The following is a 16406-nucleotide window of genomic DNA, read 5'->3' as shown; positions in this document are numbered from 1 at the left end:
GCCCCGATGACTATCCGTGGCCATCGAGGCAGTGTGCTGCGGTATTAGCGGCTCTTGCTGAAATTGCGCTGGATGATAGCGAACTCATCCGAAAGCGATTCGGGGATGCTGAATTCACCGATTTCCGCGATCTGCTGGAAGTGGCTGGCGAGTTCGTCGGCGCTGGCCGGAGCCTCGCGCGGGCCGGTCCAACCATCGTTCACGGCGATGAATGCTCGCGCGTAGTGGCCGACGGACGCGGAGTAAATGCCATGGGTGCTGGTGCAGGCCTCGCTGGCCAGGTAGACCACCAGCGGCGTGACGAAGTCCGGCAGGTAAGCGTTGCCGAGCTGTTCGCCAAAGGCGGCGTATTGTGCACCGAAGGCTTCCAGCTGTTTGGGATCCATCGCCGCCGCCATTCGGCTGTTGGCGGTGGGTAGCAGGGCATTGCACAGTACCCCGTGCTGCTTGCCTTCCAGCGATAGCACATTCATGACTCCAAGCAGGCCCGCTTTGGCGGCGGCATAGGCCCCCTGCTGCGGATTGCCAAAGGCGCCGGCCGCTGAGGAGGCGAATACCACTCGGCCGTAGCCCTGCTGCTTCATCACCTTGTAGGCCGGCTGGGTCACGTAGATGGCGCCCTTGAGGTGAACGTTGATCAGCGAGTCGAGGATCTCGTCGTCGATCTCGTCGAACGCTGCGTTGCGCAGGTGACCGGCGTTGTTGATAACCACGTCGACCCGGCCGAAGGCGTCCAGCGCGGACTGCACTATCCCTTCGCCGCCCGCTCGGGTGCCCACGGAGTCGTAGTTCGCCACCGCCTTGCCACCGGCAGCGCGGATCTCCTCGACCACCTGGTCGGCCATGTTGTGGGAGCTGCCCTGGCCGTCGAAGCTTCCGCCGAGGTCATTCACCACCACGGCGGCGCCGCGCTTGGCCAGATCCATGGCATAGGTACGCCCCAGGCCGCCGCCGGCGCCGGTCACGATGGCCACGCGGCCGTTGAAATCGACTGCACTCATCTGTTGGTCCTCTCCATTCTTATTGTCGTTGCGGTGAGTGGTACGGCCGGGCTGGGCCGGCTCAGGTCTGCAAGGCCGGCAGCCGGACTACCAGGCCATCCAATTCGGGCGTGACGATGATCTGGCAGGTCAGGCGGCTGGCATCGGTGACATCCATGGCGCAGGTCAGCATGTCGTTCTCGTAGGACTCGGCGGCCGGCATGTGCGCGGCCCAGTCCTTTTCCACGTAGCCATGGCAGGTCGCGCAGCTGCAGCTACCGCCGCAGTCGCCGAGGATGCCCGGCACCTGGTTGTTGACCGCCACCTGCATGACGGACTGGCCGACGTCGGCGTGCACCCGCTGTTCGCTACCGTCTTGCTGGACGAAGATGATCGTTGGCATTTTTTCTATTCCTGGCGAGTTGGGATATCAGGCGCTGGGCAACAGGTCTTTCAGGGGTTGGCTGTCATCCGCGAGTCGCGCGGGGTCCACGCGGACCTTCTCCGCGATAAAGCGCTTGGCGAGCATGAATTCCGGAGGGCGGTTCACGGTATCGGCGGCCAAGATGCTGCCGTCCTTCAGGTAGAAGGCCGAGAAGGAGTCGCTTTCCGGAGTGCCGCGGATAACCAGTTGGTCGTAACCCTGGGACAGGCCGACCATCTTCAGCTTGAGCTCGTACTGATCCGACCAGAACCACGGGATGGAGGCGTAGGCCTTGGGCTTGCCGCAGATCGAGGCTGCCACGCTGCGCGCCTGCTCCAGGGCGTTGGGCACTGACTCCAGGCGCAAGCGCCGGCCGAGCAGGGGGTTGGGGTGGTTGCTACAGTCGCCGGCGGCGTAGATGTTCGAGTCGCTGGTCTGGCCGAACTCGTCGACTAGGATACCGTTGTCGACTTCCAGGCCCGCGTCGACCGCCAATTCCACGTTGGGAAGCAGGCCGATGCCGACCACCACCAGGTCCGCCGGTACGCTGCTGCCGTCGGCGCACTGCAGGGCGGCGACCGCGTCGCCCGAAGGGTCCAGCTGCACGTCGCGGACCTGAGTGTCAGTGCGGATCTCGACGCCAGCGGCGCGATGGCGCGACTCATAGAACGCCGAAAGCTCCGGCGCGGTCACGCGCGCCAGTACCCGCGGCAATGCTTCCAGAACGGTGACCTTGAGGCCGCGCTTGATCGCCACTGCGGCCACTTCGAGGCCAATGTAGCCGCCGCCGACGATGACCAGGCGCATGCCCGGCTCGAACTGGCGGCGGATGCGGTCCACGTCCTGCAGCGTTCTCAGGTAGTGGAAATTGCCCGAGCGCTCGGCCTGCTCGATCTGCGGGATCGGCAGCGGGCGCGGTCGCCCGCCGGTCGCAAGGATGAGGCGGTCGTACTGTGCGGTGCGGCCGTCGGCCAGGTGAACCGTGGCGGTTTCGCGGTCGATCCTGTCGACGCGCACGCCGCTGATGATTTCCACGTTGGCCTTTTCATAGGTAGCGCGGGGCTTGATCAGCAAGCTTTCCGAGGTGGCGGCGCCAGAGAGGTAGGCTTTCGACAGGGGCGGCCGATGGTAGGGGAGCTGCGGCTCCTCACCGATGAGCAGGATACGGCCCTCCCAGCCGTTGTCACGCAGACTGGTCGCCAGTTCGCCGGCGGCGTGGCCGGCACCAACGATGATGGCAGTGAGCGAAGCAGTTTCGGTCATTCGGCACCTGACTGGACGATGCTGCGTCGAGCAGCTTTTGTATTTTTGGAACGTCGTTAGGAATTCTGAACGCTGTGCGCGCGAACTGTCAAATGCTCGATGGCGCGAAGGGGTGCTGAAGAAGCCGGAAGGAAAGCGCGGGAAGGGAAAGCCGGTCGGTGGGGGGATTATTCAATTTTCTTGAAGGATTCCTTCAACTCATGCGCGTTTATCCATGCACTCAGCTTGCATAGATTGGACGGGTGCCGTCACCAGCGGGGTGGGTAGCCGCGCCCCGGACGCCTCTTTGATCCACTGCCAGCGAGAGACAAGAACAATGACCGACCCGACTGCAGCAGCCCCCGTTCCGGCGCACGTACCGCCGGAACTGGTCTTCGATTTCGACGTCTACAACCCACCGGGAGCGGAGGACGATTACCACCTGGCTTTCCACGCGCTACACCGCCAGGGAGTGCCGGACATCTTCTGGACTCCGCGGCGCGGCGGGCACTGGGTGGCGACCCGTGGCGAGGACATCTACCACATCTTCAAGGACTACGAGCAGTTCTCCTCGGAGTGGAGCACTGTGCCCCGAGAGGAACACGGCCGCCTGCCGCCGATCCACTTCAACCCGCCGCAGCACACCACCTACCGCTCTCTGATCGCGCCGGCCTTCACGCCGCAGGCGGTGGGGTCCCTTGAGGAGCAGGCGCGCCAGCTGACCTTGGAACTCCTTGATGGTATCCAGCCCAGGGGCGAGTGCGAGTTCGTCAGCGAGTTCGCCCAGCACCTGCCGATCGGCATCTTCATGAACATGGTCAAGCTCCCCAGCGAAGACCGTGGCTACCTGCTGTCGCTAGCAGACAAGATGGTCCGCCCGTTCGGTCACGAGGTGAAGGTTGAGACCATCGGCAAGATCTTCGAGTACGTCGGCAAGGTGATTGCCGAACGGCGCGCCAAGCCTGGTGACGACCTGATCAGCCGCATCGTCCGCGAGGGCGCGGCGCTGTCCGACCAGGAACTGATTGGGCTGTGCTCGCTGGTGCTGATCGGTGGACTGGACACCGTGGCCTCGGCGTTAGGCTTTGTCGCGCATTTCCTGGCACGCAATCCGGAGCACCGCCGCAAGCTCATCGAAAATCCAGAGCTCGCGCCGCGCGCGGCCGACGAGTTCCTGCGACGCTTCCCCGTGGTCAACCAGGGGAGGGTGGTCGACCACGACCTGGTCTACAAGGGCGTGACGATGAAGAAGGGCGAAATGATCATCCTGCCGACCACCTTGCATGGCCTGGATGAGCGCTGCTTCGAGCGCCCCCTGGAGGTCGACTTCGAGCGTACCTCGCGTACCTATTCAACCTTCGGCAATGGTCCGCATCGTTGCCCGGGCTCCTTCCTTGCGCGGGTGGAAATGAAAGTGTTCCTGGTGGAGTGGCTCAAGCGCATCCCGGACTTCCGCATCAAGCCGGGCGCTAGCGTGGGCGTGAGTGGCGGCGTCAACGGCTGCCTGCACCACCTGCCGCTCGTCTGGGACCTCTGAACCTTTCACTGCCAAGGAGCTGGAAATGACTACGCAAAACGCCTTTCGCCTCGATGACAAGACTGCCGTGGTGACCGGCGCAGCCGCCGGTATCGGACGCTGCATCGCCGAGACTTTCGCCGACGTCGGTGCCCGGGTGGTGGTCGCCGATATCGATCTGGACGCGGCTCGTGCTGTCGCCGAGGCCATAGTTGCCGGCGGCGGCCAGGCAAGGGCCGTGAAGGTCGACGTGTCCAATGAAGGCGAGGTGGCGGCGCTGTTTGACGCAGCGCTCGCCGCCTACGGCAGCCTCGATGTACTGGTGAACAACGCTGCGATCTTTCCCAAGCGGCCGTTTCTGGAGGTGGACACTGAGTTCTGGGATCGGCTGCAGGCGGTGAACCTGCGCGGCACCTTCCTGTGCCTGCGGGAATGCATCCTGCGCATGAAGGAGCGCGGTGGCGGCGCCATCGTCAACATCTCCTCGGTTTCCTCGATGCAGGCCGTGGTTCACCACAATGCTACCTACAACGCCAGCAAGGCGGGAGTTAACAGCTTGACGCGAACCACGGCGCTGGAGTTCGGCGGCGACGGCATTCGGGTGAACGCCGTTCTGCCGGGAGGCATTCCTACACCGGGTGCGCGTGCGGCCTCGGCGGCGATCGAACTCAAGGGACCGATCCTCAGTCCGGGGCGGGTGCCTTTGGGCGGCATGGGCGGGGTGGAGGATATCGCTAACGCCGCGCTGTTCCTCGCCAGCCCGGCAGCCCGCTACATCACTGGCCAGTTGCTAGCGGTGGACGGGGGCTTCCTGATCAGCTGAGTGCACTTGTCACCTGGGGAGCGATGGCCTGGCAAAGCGCATCTTGCCAAGTCGTTGCCCCTGTTTTAAATTGAACGACGTTCGCATAACTGAATGCGCGTGTTGCCGGCGGCGATCGGCCGCAAGAAGTTGGCACAGGCGCACTCAACCTTTTGCCGAAGTCGGAGAATAAAAACAATGGGTGCAGTGCAGTCTATCGAGGATTTTGACGATCCGTCGTTCAATCCGTTCATGGAGGATGCCCTGGTATTCGGCGATCACTTGGATCCATACGCCAGGATCGCCGAGCTGAGACATAACGCTTCAGTGCTGCCAGGCGAGTATCGGGCGATGATGGGGCTGTATCCGGACATCACCTGCCCGCCGGATGCCCAGCATTACTCGGTATTCGGCTACGACGAAGTGGCGCAGGTGCTCGGCGATCCGCAGACCTTCAGCAACCACGCCTATTCGTACAACTTGGGCATTAGCTTCGGCCGCAGCATTTCTACCATGGACGCGCCGGAGCATCCGCGCTTCCGCCGGATCTTCCAGAAGGCCTTCCTGCCGCAGACCGTGGCGGCCTGGGGCGACGAGTTGGTCGACCCGGTGGTGCACGACCTGATGGCGAAATTCGAAGGGCGCGGCGAGGCCGACCTGGTGCAGGAGTTCACCCTGCACTATCCCTTCCACATCATCTACCGCCAACTGGCGCTGCCGCCGGAAGACGTCAGCACCTTCCACAAGCTAGCCATCGCGCAAACCGTAGTCTCCGTGGATATCGAGCACGGCACCGAGGCTTCGCGCAAACTTGGCACCTACTTCAAACGCCTGGTCGCCGAACGCCGGGCAAACCCGGGTGACGACCTGATCAGCGCCCTGGCCGTGGCCGAGGTAGAGGGTGAGTACCTGCCCGAGGAAGTGCTGATCTCCTTCCTCCGTCAATTGATCAACGCCGCCGGTGACACCACTTACCGCGCCACCAGCGTGCTGCTCACCGCACTGCTGAGCCATCCGGAGCAGCTGGAAGCGATCCGACAGGACCGCTCGCTGATTCCGCAAGCCATCGAGGAGGCCGTGCGCTGGGATGGGCCGGTGCTCATGCAGTCGCGCTACGCCAGCAAGGCCACGACGCTGGGTGGCATCGAGATTCCTCAGGGCGCCTTCATTGACGTAGTGGCTGGCTCGGCCAACCGCGACGAGCGCAAGTTCCCTGACCCGGAACGCTTCGACATCTTCCGCAAGCCGCAGCACCGGCACTTCGCTTTCGCCTTCGGGCCGCACGTCTGCATCGGCCAACACCTGGCCCGCGTGGAGATGACCCGGGCGCTCAGCGCGATTCTCGACAAGTTGCCCAACCTGCGTCTGGATCCGGACAAGCCGGCTCCGGAAATCCGCGGAAGCATGATGCGGGTGCCGCACTCGATCCACGTGAAATTCGGCTGACCGCCGCCCCTCTGAGTTCTCCCGTCTGCGACGAACTAGTGGCGGACGGGCAAGCGAGCCAAATCATATGAAGGAATTCGATTACATCATCGTCGGAGCGGGTTCGGCGGGCTGCGTGCTGGCCAACCGGCTTTCCGAAAGCGGTAAGCACAACGTCTTGTTGATAGAGGCCGGGCCGGAGGATCGCAACCCGCTGGTGCGCATGCCCAAGGGCTTCGGCAAGCTGCTAACCGACCCCGCGCATGCCTGGCACCTGCCGGTGGCCGTCGATCCGGCGAGCGGCCGCAGCCAGGAGGTCTGGGCCCGCGGCAAGCTGCTGGGGGGATCCAGCGCGGTCAACGGCATGGTCTACATGCGCGGCCATCCCGCCGACTACGACGAGTGGCAGGCCAATGGCGCCATCGGTTGGGGCTGGGACAACATGGCCGAGGCCTTCCGCAGCATCGAGAACCATGCCCTGGGCGCCAGTGAACTGAGGGGCGGAAACGGCCCGTTAAAGGTGGCGCCCTATGCCGAGCGCAACGGTATCGGCGAAGCGGTGATCGAAGCCTGCGAAAGCCTTGGCCTGAAACGCAAGGAAGACATCAACGAACTGGACCACGAAGGGGTCGCATACCTCACTTACACGATTTCCGGTGGCGTTCGGCAGAGCTCCGCGCAGGCGTTCCTGAAGCCGGCGCGCAAGCGCCGCAACCTGGAAGTGGTCACCGACACCCAGGTCCAGCGGCTACTCTTCGACGGCTCTCGGGTGATCGGTGTAGAGGCGCGCCGAGGCGATGGCGAAGCGGTTTCCTATCGTGCCCATCGCGAGGTCATCCTCAGCGCTGGCGCCCTGGAGTCGCCGCGTCTATTGCAGCTGTCGGGGATCGGTGACAGCGCGATGCTGGCCGGGCTCGGTATTCCCCTCGTCGCGCACAGCCCCAATGTGGGCCGAAATATGCGCGAGCACCTGCTGTATTTCCTCCAGGTGCGTCTGCGTAATTGGCGAGACAGCCAGAACCGCGAATTCGCCGGCCCGCGCCTGGTGAAGAACGCCCTGCAGTACATGCTCACCCGGGGCGGGGTGATGTCGCTGGGGTCATATCAGGTCGGCGGGTTTTTCCGCACCCGCGCGGGGCTGGAGCGTCCGGACGCACAGCTGATGATGGCGCCTTACTCAATGGACTTCAGCTCACCGACCTACCGTTTCGAAGACTACCCCGGCATGCAGCTGTTCACCTACCCGCTGCGTCCACGCAGTCTCGGCAGCGTGAGCATCGAATCGGCCGATCCGGCGCAGCCGGCGCGTATCGTCACCAACTACTTGGCCGACGAGTACGACCGCGAGGTGTCGATCGGCGCCTTCCGCTTCATGCGCAAAGTGATCCACAGCGCTCCCATGAGCCACCTCGTGATGGAGGAAACCCATCCCGGCATGCAGGTGCAGACCGACGACGAAATCATCGACGAGTTCCGCCGGCGCGGGCAGTCCGGCTATCACGCCAGCGGGACCTGCGCGATGGGATCGGACGACTCGGCGGTGCTTGATCCGCGCTTGCGTGTCAGGGGCGTCACGGGGTTGCGAGTAATGGACCTGTCGGTAATCCCGACTTTGATTTCTGGCAATACCAACGGCCCGATGATGGCCATGGCTTGGCGCGCTGCCGACCTTATCCTGGAGGATGCCCAATGAGTTGCTTCGATACCTACGCCACGCGCTTCGCCAACATCGAGCTGTTCCAGCGAGATGGCATCCTGCAGATGAGCCTTCACACGAATGGTGGGGCGCTACAGTGGGGCGCGCTGGACGGCAGCATCCACACCCAGTTGGGCGAATGCTTCCGAGAAATCGCCCGGGACCCGGACGTGCGCGTACTGATCATCACCGGCAAGGGTGACGCTTTCTGCGCCGGGATGAATTTCCAGGAAATTCCTCAGGAGCCCATGGCCCACGGCTGGCACCGTTTGCTACGCGAAGGCAAGGACCTGCTGATGAACCTCCTCGACATCGAGGTGCCGGTGATCGGCGCGATCAACGGTCCGGCCTATATCCATGCGGAAATCCCGGCGCTGTCCGACATCGTCCTAGCCAGCGAGACCGCTGAGTTGGCCGACATGGCGCATTTCATCCACGGCGTGGTGCCCGGCGATGGCGTGCAGGTGGTCTGGCCCATGCTGCTGGGGACAAACCGCGGGCGCTACTTCCTGTTAACAGGCCAGCGCCTTTCGGCGATTGAGGCCCAAGCCTTGGGTGTGGTCGCCGAAGTACTGCCGGCGGATCAACTGCTGGAGCGAGCCTGGGCACTGGCCCATGACATAGCCCGGCAACCGGCGCTTACCGCTCGTTATACGCGGGTAGCCTTCACTCAGCCTATTAAGCGTCGACTGCTTGACGAGCTCGGCCATGGCCTAGCCCTCGAAGGCCTCGCGACCATCGCCATGAGTCACTGACCCAGGAGAATCTCCCATGCAGAACAATCTTGACCCGCGCGCGCAGGCCATCGTGCAGAAAGCGCTGGACTATGCGACCGGCGCGGGTGGCGAGGTGGGCGTGCAAGTTGCCGCGTACCTGGACGGCAAGCTGGTCATCGACGCCTGGAGCGGCAGCGCCGATCCCACCAGCGGGCGTGCAGTGAATGGTGACACCCTTTTCAACGTCTACTCGGTGACCAAGGCGGTCGCTGCCACCGCGCTGCATATCCTGGCCGAGCGCGGGCACATCGACTACGACGCTCCGGTGAGCCGCTATTGGCCCGAGTACGCTGCCAACGGCAAGGGCGGCACCACCGTGAACCATGTGCTTACTCATCGCGCCTGTGTGCCGCAGATGCCGGCCGACGTGACCCCCGAGCGCATGTGTGACTGGAACTGGATGACCAACGCCATCGCCAATCTGGAGCCGCTCGCCGAGCCTGGCAGCAAGACACTCTACCTGTCCATGACCTTCGGTTGGATCGTCGGTGAATTGGTGCGTCGCGCCGATCCCCAACAGCGTTCGTTGGGGCGTTTCGTCCGCGAGGAGATCGCCCAGCCGCTGGGTATCGACGACCTTTGGATCGGCATCCCAGATGAGGTGGAGCCGCGCGTGGCGAAGCAGGTCAACGGCATGCTGCCCGTGCCGGCGGAATACCTGCCGCCGCTGTTCCTAGCTTCCATGCCCGAACAGGTCGCCCTGGTGCCCGAAGTGTTTGAGCGCTCGGATGTGCGTCGGGCCGAGGTGGCTGGTGTCGGTGGCATCTTCAACGCCCGCTCGGAAGCACGCTTTTGGGCCTTCCTGGCCAATGGCGGGGAACTCGACGGTGTTCGCCTACTGTCCGCCGAGCGGGTGGCGACGCTGAACACGCCAAGGGCCAACAGCGAGGAGCCCGATCCGGTTATGTTCGGCTTCCCCATCCCCATCACCATTGGCGGCTTCTGGTTTGGTGGCGAGCATCCGCCGGTGAGTTGTGTGCGAAACCCCAGGGCCATTTGTCATCCGGGGCAGGGCAACTCCATCGGTTGGGCTGACCCGGATCTCAACCTCGCCGTGGCCATCTGCCATAATCGGCTGTTCAACCCAACCTCGGTGGAGGAAGACCCGCTGCTGCCGATTGCTCAGGCGGTGCGCGAGGCGCTGGGGCTCTAAAGGGGTGTGAGCGGCGCCCGCCGGGCGCCGCTCACACCGGCCGAGAATTTGAGTTGCTTCCCCGCTGGGTGTTATAAGCACCCGACTATCGGGAACCACTGTCGTCCAATTCAAATAATGAGCATGCCCAACTCGCGAATGCGAAAGCGCATACCGGCGCAAAGTCGGGGGGAAATGCGCGTTTCGTTGATTCTTGATGCCTGCGCTCGGTTGCTGGTTCGTAACTCGAGTTCGAATTTCACCATGCATGGCCTGGCCGAAGAGGCAAAAACCTCGATTGGTTCGCTCTACCACTTCTTCGCGGACAAGCAGGCCGTCATTGATGCCTTGGTGATCAGGCACGTCGAGGGTGGCGCGCGGATCCTTGAAAAGCTGACGTCCGTCCCGGACCGAAAATGGATCGAGTGGCCGCCGCGTACGGTGATGCTGGAACTGCACTCCCTCAACATCATATACGTGCAAGAGAATCCCGACGTTCGTATCTTGTGGAATGAAGCCCGCTTCAATACCAAGCACGGTTCCGTCGTCAGCCTCGACCTACTGGCGCTATATGAGCGAGTGCTGTCATTGCGCATGCCAGAGGCAAGCCGGACGGCAATCAGCAAATACGCCCAGGGCCTCTATCGGCTGCCCATGGGCTTCCTTCTCTGGGACGTTCCCGGCAACGACCAGAATTCCTGGGGTTTGTTTTCTGAGGAGGCGCCGCGCGCGCTGACCGCCTACCTGGAAGCGGTCGAAAAGGAGTACGCGCAGAGCCGAGCGGCCTGCCCCATCCCCGCCTAGTTTCCTTTGCCCTGTCCGGACGGTGCGGGAGGATGGCCGCGGCTGACTTCATTGCCGCGCCGGGGCCCGTTTCCCTCCGCTAATCCCGCTCGGCCTGGTTGCGTTTCTGTTGCTGGATGAACGCCGAAGCGATTTCGTGATGCTCTTCGCTCAAGGTCGCGGCCAACTGCCGACCCAAGGTGGCGTCGAGCATCTGCGCCGCGGAGCGGTGCAGGTACAGGTTCATCAGCTTCTTGGTTTCGCGCAGTGCCTGGGCCGGCTGTTTCAGCAGTTTCGCCGCCAGTTCGCGGGCCTCGTTCATCAGCTTGTCGGCCGGCACGACGCGATTGGCCAAGCCAAACTCCACGGCCTGCTGGGGCAGGATGCGATCGCCGGTGAAGATCAGTTCCTTGGCCTTCAGCAGGCTGGTGTACAGCGGCCAGGAAACAGAGATGCCGTCGCCGACCACCAGGCCGATATTGATATGCGGCTCCGCCATGAAGGACTTCTCCGACATCAGCACAATGTCGCACAGCGTGGCCAGCGTGGCGCCCCAGCCCACTGCGGCGCCGTTCACCGCGGCGATGATGGGGATCGGCACGTCGATGAAGCCGTGGATGGTCCGCCGCGCGTTCTCTTGTACCGCCCTGGCGAAGTCCGTGTCGTCGAGCGTCTTGACGAAGTGGCCCATGTCGCCGCCGGCACTGAATGCGCGTCCGGCGCCGGTCAGTATCGCTACTCGTGCCTCGGTGTCTTCGGCCAGCGCCCGGAACAGCTTGGGATAGGCGAACAGCATTTCCGTGGTCGAGGCGTTCAGGTCGTCGGGACGATTGAGCGTGATGATGCGCAGGCCACCTTCGGCCTGCACGAGGATGTCGTCGGGAAGATCGTAGAGGTTGGTCATAGGGTTCTCTCGCTAGGGTCAGACCCGGGCGCCGCCATCGAGGCGCAGGAGCGCCGCGTTCAGGTAGCCGTTCTCGATGATCTGCAGGGCCAGCGTCGCGTACTCGTCTGGATGCCCGAAGCGCTTGGGATGCAGGTTCCAGTCGCGCATGCCGGACTTGTAGTTGGCGGGCACGGAAGACAGCAGAGGGGTCTCGAAATTGCCGGGGAGCAGGGTGTTGACGCGAATGGCCTCGGGTGCCAAGTCGCGGGCCATCGACAGTGTCATGCCGTTGATGCCGGCCTTGGCAGCGACGTAGGCGATGGTGGCGGCTGGTCCATCCTGAGAGGCGACGGACGAGGTCATCAGTATCACTCCCTTGTCGCCGTCCGTCCCGATCGGCAGTGTCATCATCCCCTGCGCGGCGATAGAGGCGCAGAGGAAGGTGCCATTCAGGTTCAGTGTGACGATGCGGCCGAAACGCTGGAAATCATGGCGGCGGATGGCACCTGATTCGCCGTCCCGCCATGCCGTGTAGGACAGGCCTCCGCCGCCTGGCGTGGCGACCAGTATGCGTTCCTGGCCATTCCGGGCGCGGGCCTGCTCGAAGGCCCCGAGTACGCTCTCTTCGTTGGTGATGTCCGCGCGAAAATAACTAGCCCCGGTTTCCGCTGCGACACTGGCGCCGCGCTCTTCGTTCAGGTCGAGTATCGCGACTTTCACTCCCCGCGAACGCAGGGTGCGAACCGTCGCTTCGCCCATGCCCGATGCGCCACCCACGACGACGGCGCTGACGTTATCGTTCAGCTTCATGACGGAGCTCCTTCGGAAGCGCGATCAGGCGTCGATGCGAATAGCGTTGGCGTGGCGTTCGACCCAGCGGGTGAATGGCGTGAGCTGGATCTCACGACTGCCCAGTGCGACCGTGAGTGCGGCGATATCCGCGCGATAACCCACCTCGTTGGTCCACTCCTGGGAGCGCACCCAGCCGGCAAACAGTCCGCTCTCCAGCGCTCCTGCAGGCGATACGCTTTCGGCCGCCACGGGTTTGCCCAGCACCCGCGCCAAGGTGGCGGCGATTTCCGTCATGGTCAGCGATTCCGCAGCGAGGTCGATGTTCTGCCGGTTGAAATATTCCGGGTCGCGGAAAGCCGAACAGGCCAGCAGGCCGACATCGTCGGCGGCGATCAGTTGCATGCGGGTGGTCGGCAGCAGGGCGGTGACGAGCCGGCCCTGGCGCAGGTGGGGGAACATGTACTTCGACTTGGGCAGGGCGAAGTTGTCCATCATGAAAGCGGGCTTGAGCACCGTCCAGCGCTCGAAGCCGGCGGCGCGTACGGCCTGCTCGATGTCCCATTTGTCGGTCCAGTACTTCTGCCACCAGTAGCCGCTGCCCCAGCGGGGAAACGCCGCGTGTTTGCCTGCCTCGCAGACCGAGGTATGCACGAAGTGGCGGACCTCGGCGTCCTTCGCCGCTTCGATCAGGGTGAAGGCGTGGCGCCTTTCCGCGTCGGTGCCCTGGGCGTCTGGCAACTGCACCGAGAACACGCCCTGGCAGCCAGCGACGGCGGTTGCCACGCTATCCGCCGCTTCGAGGTCGCCACGAATCGCTTCGGCGCCCGCCGCGATCAGTGCCTGGGCGGCGGAGGACTCTGGGTTTCGGGTCAGGAAGCGTACCCGCAAGCCAGCGGCGAGGAGGTGGCGAGCGGTGGCGCCGCCTTGGGCGCCCGTCGCGCCGGTAACGAGAATCAGAGGTTGTTCGATATTCACGTTTTTTTATCCTTGTTTTTCTCGTGTAGTGAGGTGCGGATTCAATCGGCGGCTACCGTCAGCTGTCGCGCCAGGTGAAGCAGTTCCTGGCCGATCTCCAGCAGGCGCTCTCGCGGCCAATCGGTGGCCAGGCCTGCGGCCGAGAGCCCGTAGACGGTGCCGCTGTGAGGAGAGCGGATCGGTACCGCGACGACATTCATGTGCTCGTGCATGACGCCGATGCTGGTGATGAAGCCGGTGGCGGCGTACTCGCTGGCGGCGTGCTCTAGTTGCCGCGATATCTCCCTCTGGGCCTCTCGATTGGCGGCAGCGAGCAGCTGCAACACCTGGGCGCGCTCGGCGGCGTCATAGGCGGCGAAGCAAGCCCAGGCGGTGGGCGCTGTTGCGAATGGGCGGCGCGCCCCGACCGGGTCGTTCATGTAGATGAAGTCGCCGTGGGTGCGCTGGATGTAGAGCATCTCCAGGCCATCGCGCACGGCCAGCGACAGGCCCAGGCGGTGGCGGTCGGTCAGTTCCTGCATGTAGGGCAGGGCGGTACGCGGCAGCGCATGGCGGGCCTGCGCGGCATAACCCAGGGCCAATGCCGGAAGGCCAAGCGCCATGCGGTTGTTTTCCCCGGCGCAGACGATGAAGCCTTCCTTGACCAGCGTGTGGCATAGGCGCCAGACGGTGGGTTGTGGCAAGCCGGTCATGCGGACCAACTGCTGAGGTGTCAGTTCCGGCCTGTCATGGCTGAAGCAGCGAAGAATCTGCAGGCCACGCGCCAGTGCCGTGACGTACTGGCGATCCTTTTCTTCGACCTCATTGACGACTTCATTCAACGGCGTTGCGGTCATGGTGTTGCCTTCGAAATCTCGTTTCCACGTATATTCGTAATTCACAGTGCGGATGTCAAATTCGCATAGCGAATAAATTCAGCGAGAGGTTCCGATACGATGTCTTCACTCTTCGATTTGCGCGGCAAGGTTGCGATCGTCACCGGCTCGAGCCGTGGCCTGGGGTTGGCCAGCGCCATGGGGATGGCAGAGCAGGGCGCCAGGGTGGTGATTTCCGGGCGCAAGGCGGAGGCCTGCGAGGCCGCCGTGGCGCAGATTCGCGAGCGGGGCGGGGAAGCCATCGCGGTACCCTGCAACATCGGTCGTAAGGAGGAGTTGCAGAACCTGGTGAGCAGCGCCGTGGAGACCTGGGGCAGGGTGGATATCGTTATGGCGAACGCCGCGATCCACCCGTGGGTAGGGTCAGTGCTGGACCTGCAGGAGGAGACTTTCGGCAAGTTCATGCAGGTAAACGTCCAGAGCAGTATCTGGCTAGCGCAGATGACAGTTCCGGGGATGATCGAGCGCGGCTATGGCCGCTTCATCGTGGTGGCTTCGATCGTCGGCTTGCTAGGTGATGCCATGACCGGCACCTACGGCTTGACCAAGGCGGCGGACATGCAATTCGTCCGAAACATGGCCAACGAATTCGCAAGCAAGGGCATCACCGCCAACTGCATTGCGCCGGGGACGTTCAAGACAGAGATGGCTCGATCGCAGTGGGAAGATGAGGCCATGGTTAAGTGGTACCAGGGACGAAATCCTTCGCAGCGGTTTGGTGAAGTTGACGAACTCGCTGGATTGGCAGTTCTGTTGGCTTCACCTTCTGGGGGCTATATCAATGGTCAGACAATCGCTGTAGACGGCGGTCATACTGTCTCCTTCCGGTAGTCTTTGACAGCACCGACTGTCCTGGACCAGGCAAGTCGGTGCTGAAGTTACGCTGAAATGTTCCTGGAAACAGCATTCCGCATAGAACCTCTGCCCAGATGCAAAATGAGCGCAGCTATGGGGCAGGCCATGGCGAACAGTAGCGCAAGGGAGTAACCCAGCTTCGCATCATCTCTAAAGAGAAAATCGGTGAATGCAGCCACTACAGATGGACCAGCACCGATGCCCAGTAGGATCATGACGAAGAGATAAATCGAAGAGAGCCTTCCGCGTAAGCGGGCAGGAGCAGCTAACTGCAAGGCTGCGGCAGAAATCCCCATGATTGGGCTAACCAGGATCTGCACCAGGAAGAACGCACCTAGAAAAATGTAGGGGTCGTTCCAAAGAACTCCAGCCACGGCAATTGGGCAACTCAGTAGGCAGGTTCCGCTGAATAGGCGCATGTGTGCGTCATGGCCGCCCTTAGCAACTTGCCGGTCAATCAATTGGCCGCACAGGAAAGCTCCGATAACTCCACCCGCAGTGCCGACAATCCCAAGCCATGCGCCAATCTGCCCCGCGCTCCATGCAAAGCTGCGGCTCAAATAGGTCGGGGCCCAGAGAGCGAGACCTGTTACAGCCATTACGCAGATGGTGAAGCCGGCATGGTGGCATAGAAAGAAACGACCATGCTCTCGTATGTAGCCAAATACCTCCCCGAGTGCATTGCGTGCTGAATCACCAAGCCCAGCAGGCTGTCGGCGAGCCGGTTCGCGGAAGGTGAACACAAGAAGCCCCAAAAATAGTCCTGGCAGACCTATGGCGATGAAGACCAACTGCCAGGAGCGTACCTCTCCAAGTAGGGGCAAGACTACGTGCTCATGGGCGGCCACCATTTGCACGATTAGCCCACCCATGAGATAGGCCATGCCGGTCCCAAACAGCGAACCCAGTGAGTAAACTGCCAGTGCCGTGGTTAGCCTGTGCGGTGGAAAACTATCGGCCATTAGCGAGTATGCTGCGGGGCTCAGTGCTGCCTCACCAGCCCCTACTCCGATCCGCGCAAGGAACAGGTGCCAATAGTTCTGGGCGGCACCGCAGAGGACCGTCGCAAGAGTCCAAATTGACACCCCTCCGAAGATGATCCAGCGGCGGCTAAATCGATCTACCAGCCAGCCCAAAGGTAATCCGCAGATCGCATAGAACACGCCAAATGCGAAGCCCTGAAGTAGAGAGAGTTCAAAGTCGGAGATACCTAGGTCGCGACGAATGGGCGCAACCAGCAGCGATAT

The 16406-nt window shown here is 62.9% G+C and carries 16 protein-coding genes; 8 read left to right on the top strand and 8 right to left on the bottom strand.

Annotated features, from left to right (window positions below; genetic code table 11):
• Positions 1–44 precede the first annotated feature (44 nt).
• The 3 genes from FAS41_RS25355 to FAS41_RS25345 all read right to left on the bottom strand — a co-directional run bounded on the left by FAS41_RS25355 (position 45) and on the right by FAS41_RS25345 (position 2667).
• Entirely contained in the window at positions 45–1001 is a 957-nt protein-coding gene (locus FAS41_RS25355) for an SDR family NAD(P)-dependent oxidoreductase (RefSeq protein ID WP_138526112.1), read from the bottom strand.
• 61 nt (positions 1002–1062) lie between these two features.
• A complete protein-coding gene (locus FAS41_RS25350) occupies positions 1063–1383 on the bottom strand; it encodes a 2Fe-2S iron-sulfur cluster-binding protein (RefSeq protein WP_138526111.1) in 321 nt (106 codons plus the stop codon).
• A gap of 27 nt (positions 1384–1410) precedes the next feature.
• Positions 1411–2667: an NAD(P)/FAD-dependent oxidoreductase gene (locus FAS41_RS25345; RefSeq protein WP_138526110.1), complete on the bottom strand. Its 1257-nt coding sequence runs from the start codon at positions 2665–2667 to the stop codon at positions 1411–1413.
• Between the two features lie 316 nt (positions 2668–2983).
• Between FAS41_RS25345 and FAS41_RS25340 the strand changes: the two genes are divergently transcribed.
• From FAS41_RS25340 to FAS41_RS25310, 7 genes are all read left to right on the top strand, one after another.
• Positions 2984–4183 (top strand): cytochrome P450, encoded by a 1200-nt coding sequence (locus FAS41_RS25340; RefSeq protein WP_138526109.1) that lies wholly within the window; start codon positions 2984–2986, stop codon positions 4181–4183.
• A gap of 25 nt (positions 4184–4208) precedes the next feature.
• Positions 4209–4985, top strand: a complete 777-nt coding sequence (locus FAS41_RS25335; RefSeq protein WP_138526108.1) for an SDR family NAD(P)-dependent oxidoreductase — start codon at positions 4209–4211, stop codon at positions 4983–4985.
• Between the two features lie 177 nt (positions 4986–5162).
• Positions 5163–6410 carry a cytochrome P450 gene (locus FAS41_RS25330; protein ID WP_138526107.1) on the top strand — a complete coding sequence of 416 codons (1248 nt, stop codon included), beginning with the start codon at positions 5163–5165 and terminating at the stop codon, positions 6408–6410.
• A gap of 67 nt (positions 6411–6477) precedes the next feature.
• Entirely contained in the window at positions 6478–8082 is a 1605-nt protein-coding gene (locus FAS41_RS25325) for a GMC family oxidoreductase (protein WP_138526106.1), read from the top strand.
• The gene (locus FAS41_RS25320) at positions 8079–8840 is read left to right on the top strand and encodes an enoyl-CoA hydratase/isomerase family protein (RefSeq protein ID WP_138526105.1); all 762 of its coding nucleotides are present in this window, start codon (positions 8079–8081) and stop codon (positions 8838–8840) included. Before FAS41_RS25325 ends, FAS41_RS25320 begins: the two co-directional genes overlap by 4 nt.
• A 16-nt stretch (positions 8841–8856) precedes the next feature.
• A complete protein-coding gene (locus FAS41_RS25315) occupies positions 8857–10014 on the top strand; it encodes a serine hydrolase domain-containing protein (protein ID WP_138526104.1) in 1158 nt (385 codons plus the stop codon).
• Positions 10015–10131: 117 nt separating this feature from the next.
• Entirely contained in the window at positions 10132–10797 is a 666-nt protein-coding gene (locus tag FAS41_RS25310; RefSeq protein WP_138526103.1) for a TetR/AcrR family transcriptional regulator, read from the top strand.
• 79 nt (positions 10798–10876) lie between these two features.
• On the opposite strand, the gene FAS41_RS25305 is transcribed toward FAS41_RS25310, so the two are convergent.
• The 4 genes from FAS41_RS25305 to FAS41_RS25290 are packed head-to-tail and all read right to left on the bottom strand — an operon-like array spanning position 10877 to position 14265.
• On the bottom strand, positions 10877–11680 hold the full coding sequence (locus FAS41_RS25305; protein ID WP_138526102.1) for an enoyl-CoA hydratase/isomerase family protein: 804 nt from the start codon (positions 11678–11680) through the stop codon (positions 10877–10879).
• Positions 11681–11698: 18 nt separating this feature from the next.
• Positions 11699–12472 carry an SDR family NAD(P)-dependent oxidoreductase gene (locus FAS41_RS25300; RefSeq protein WP_138526101.1) on the bottom strand — a complete coding sequence of 258 codons (774 nt, stop codon included), beginning with the start codon at positions 12470–12472 and terminating at the stop codon, positions 11699–11701.
• A gap of 24 nt (positions 12473–12496) precedes the next feature.
• On the bottom strand, positions 12497–13429 hold the full coding sequence (locus tag FAS41_RS25295) for an NmrA/HSCARG family protein (protein ID WP_138526100.1): 933 nt from the start codon (positions 13427–13429) through the stop codon (positions 12497–12499).
• A gap of 41 nt (positions 13430–13470) precedes the next feature.
• Positions 13471–14265, bottom strand: coding sequence for an IclR family transcriptional regulator (locus FAS41_RS25290; RefSeq protein WP_138526099.1), 795 nt, complete (start codon positions 14263–14265; stop codon positions 13471–13473).
• A 99-nt stretch (positions 14266–14364) separates the two neighbouring features.
• Between FAS41_RS25290 and FAS41_RS25285 the strand changes: the two genes are divergently transcribed.
• Positions 14365–15135 (top strand): SDR family NAD(P)-dependent oxidoreductase, encoded by a 771-nt coding sequence (locus tag FAS41_RS25285; protein ID WP_138526098.1) that lies wholly within the window; start codon positions 14365–14367, stop codon positions 15133–15135.
• A gap of 47 nt (positions 15136–15182) precedes the next feature.
• On the opposite strand, the gene FAS41_RS25280 is transcribed toward FAS41_RS25285, so the two are convergent.
• Positions 15183–16406: MFS transporter (locus FAS41_RS25280; RefSeq protein WP_171049546.1), on the bottom strand; the 1224-nt coding region annotated here is incomplete at its 5' end.

Source organism: Pseudomonas nicosulfuronedens, from assembly GCF_005877905.1.
GTDB classification, from domain to species: Bacteria; Pseudomonadota; Gammaproteobacteria; order Pseudomonadales; family Pseudomonadaceae; genus Pseudomonas; species Pseudomonas nicosulfuronedens.
The sequence above is the reverse complement of the archived record's forward strand: the minus strand, read 5'-3'. Positions and strand labels throughout refer to the sequence as shown.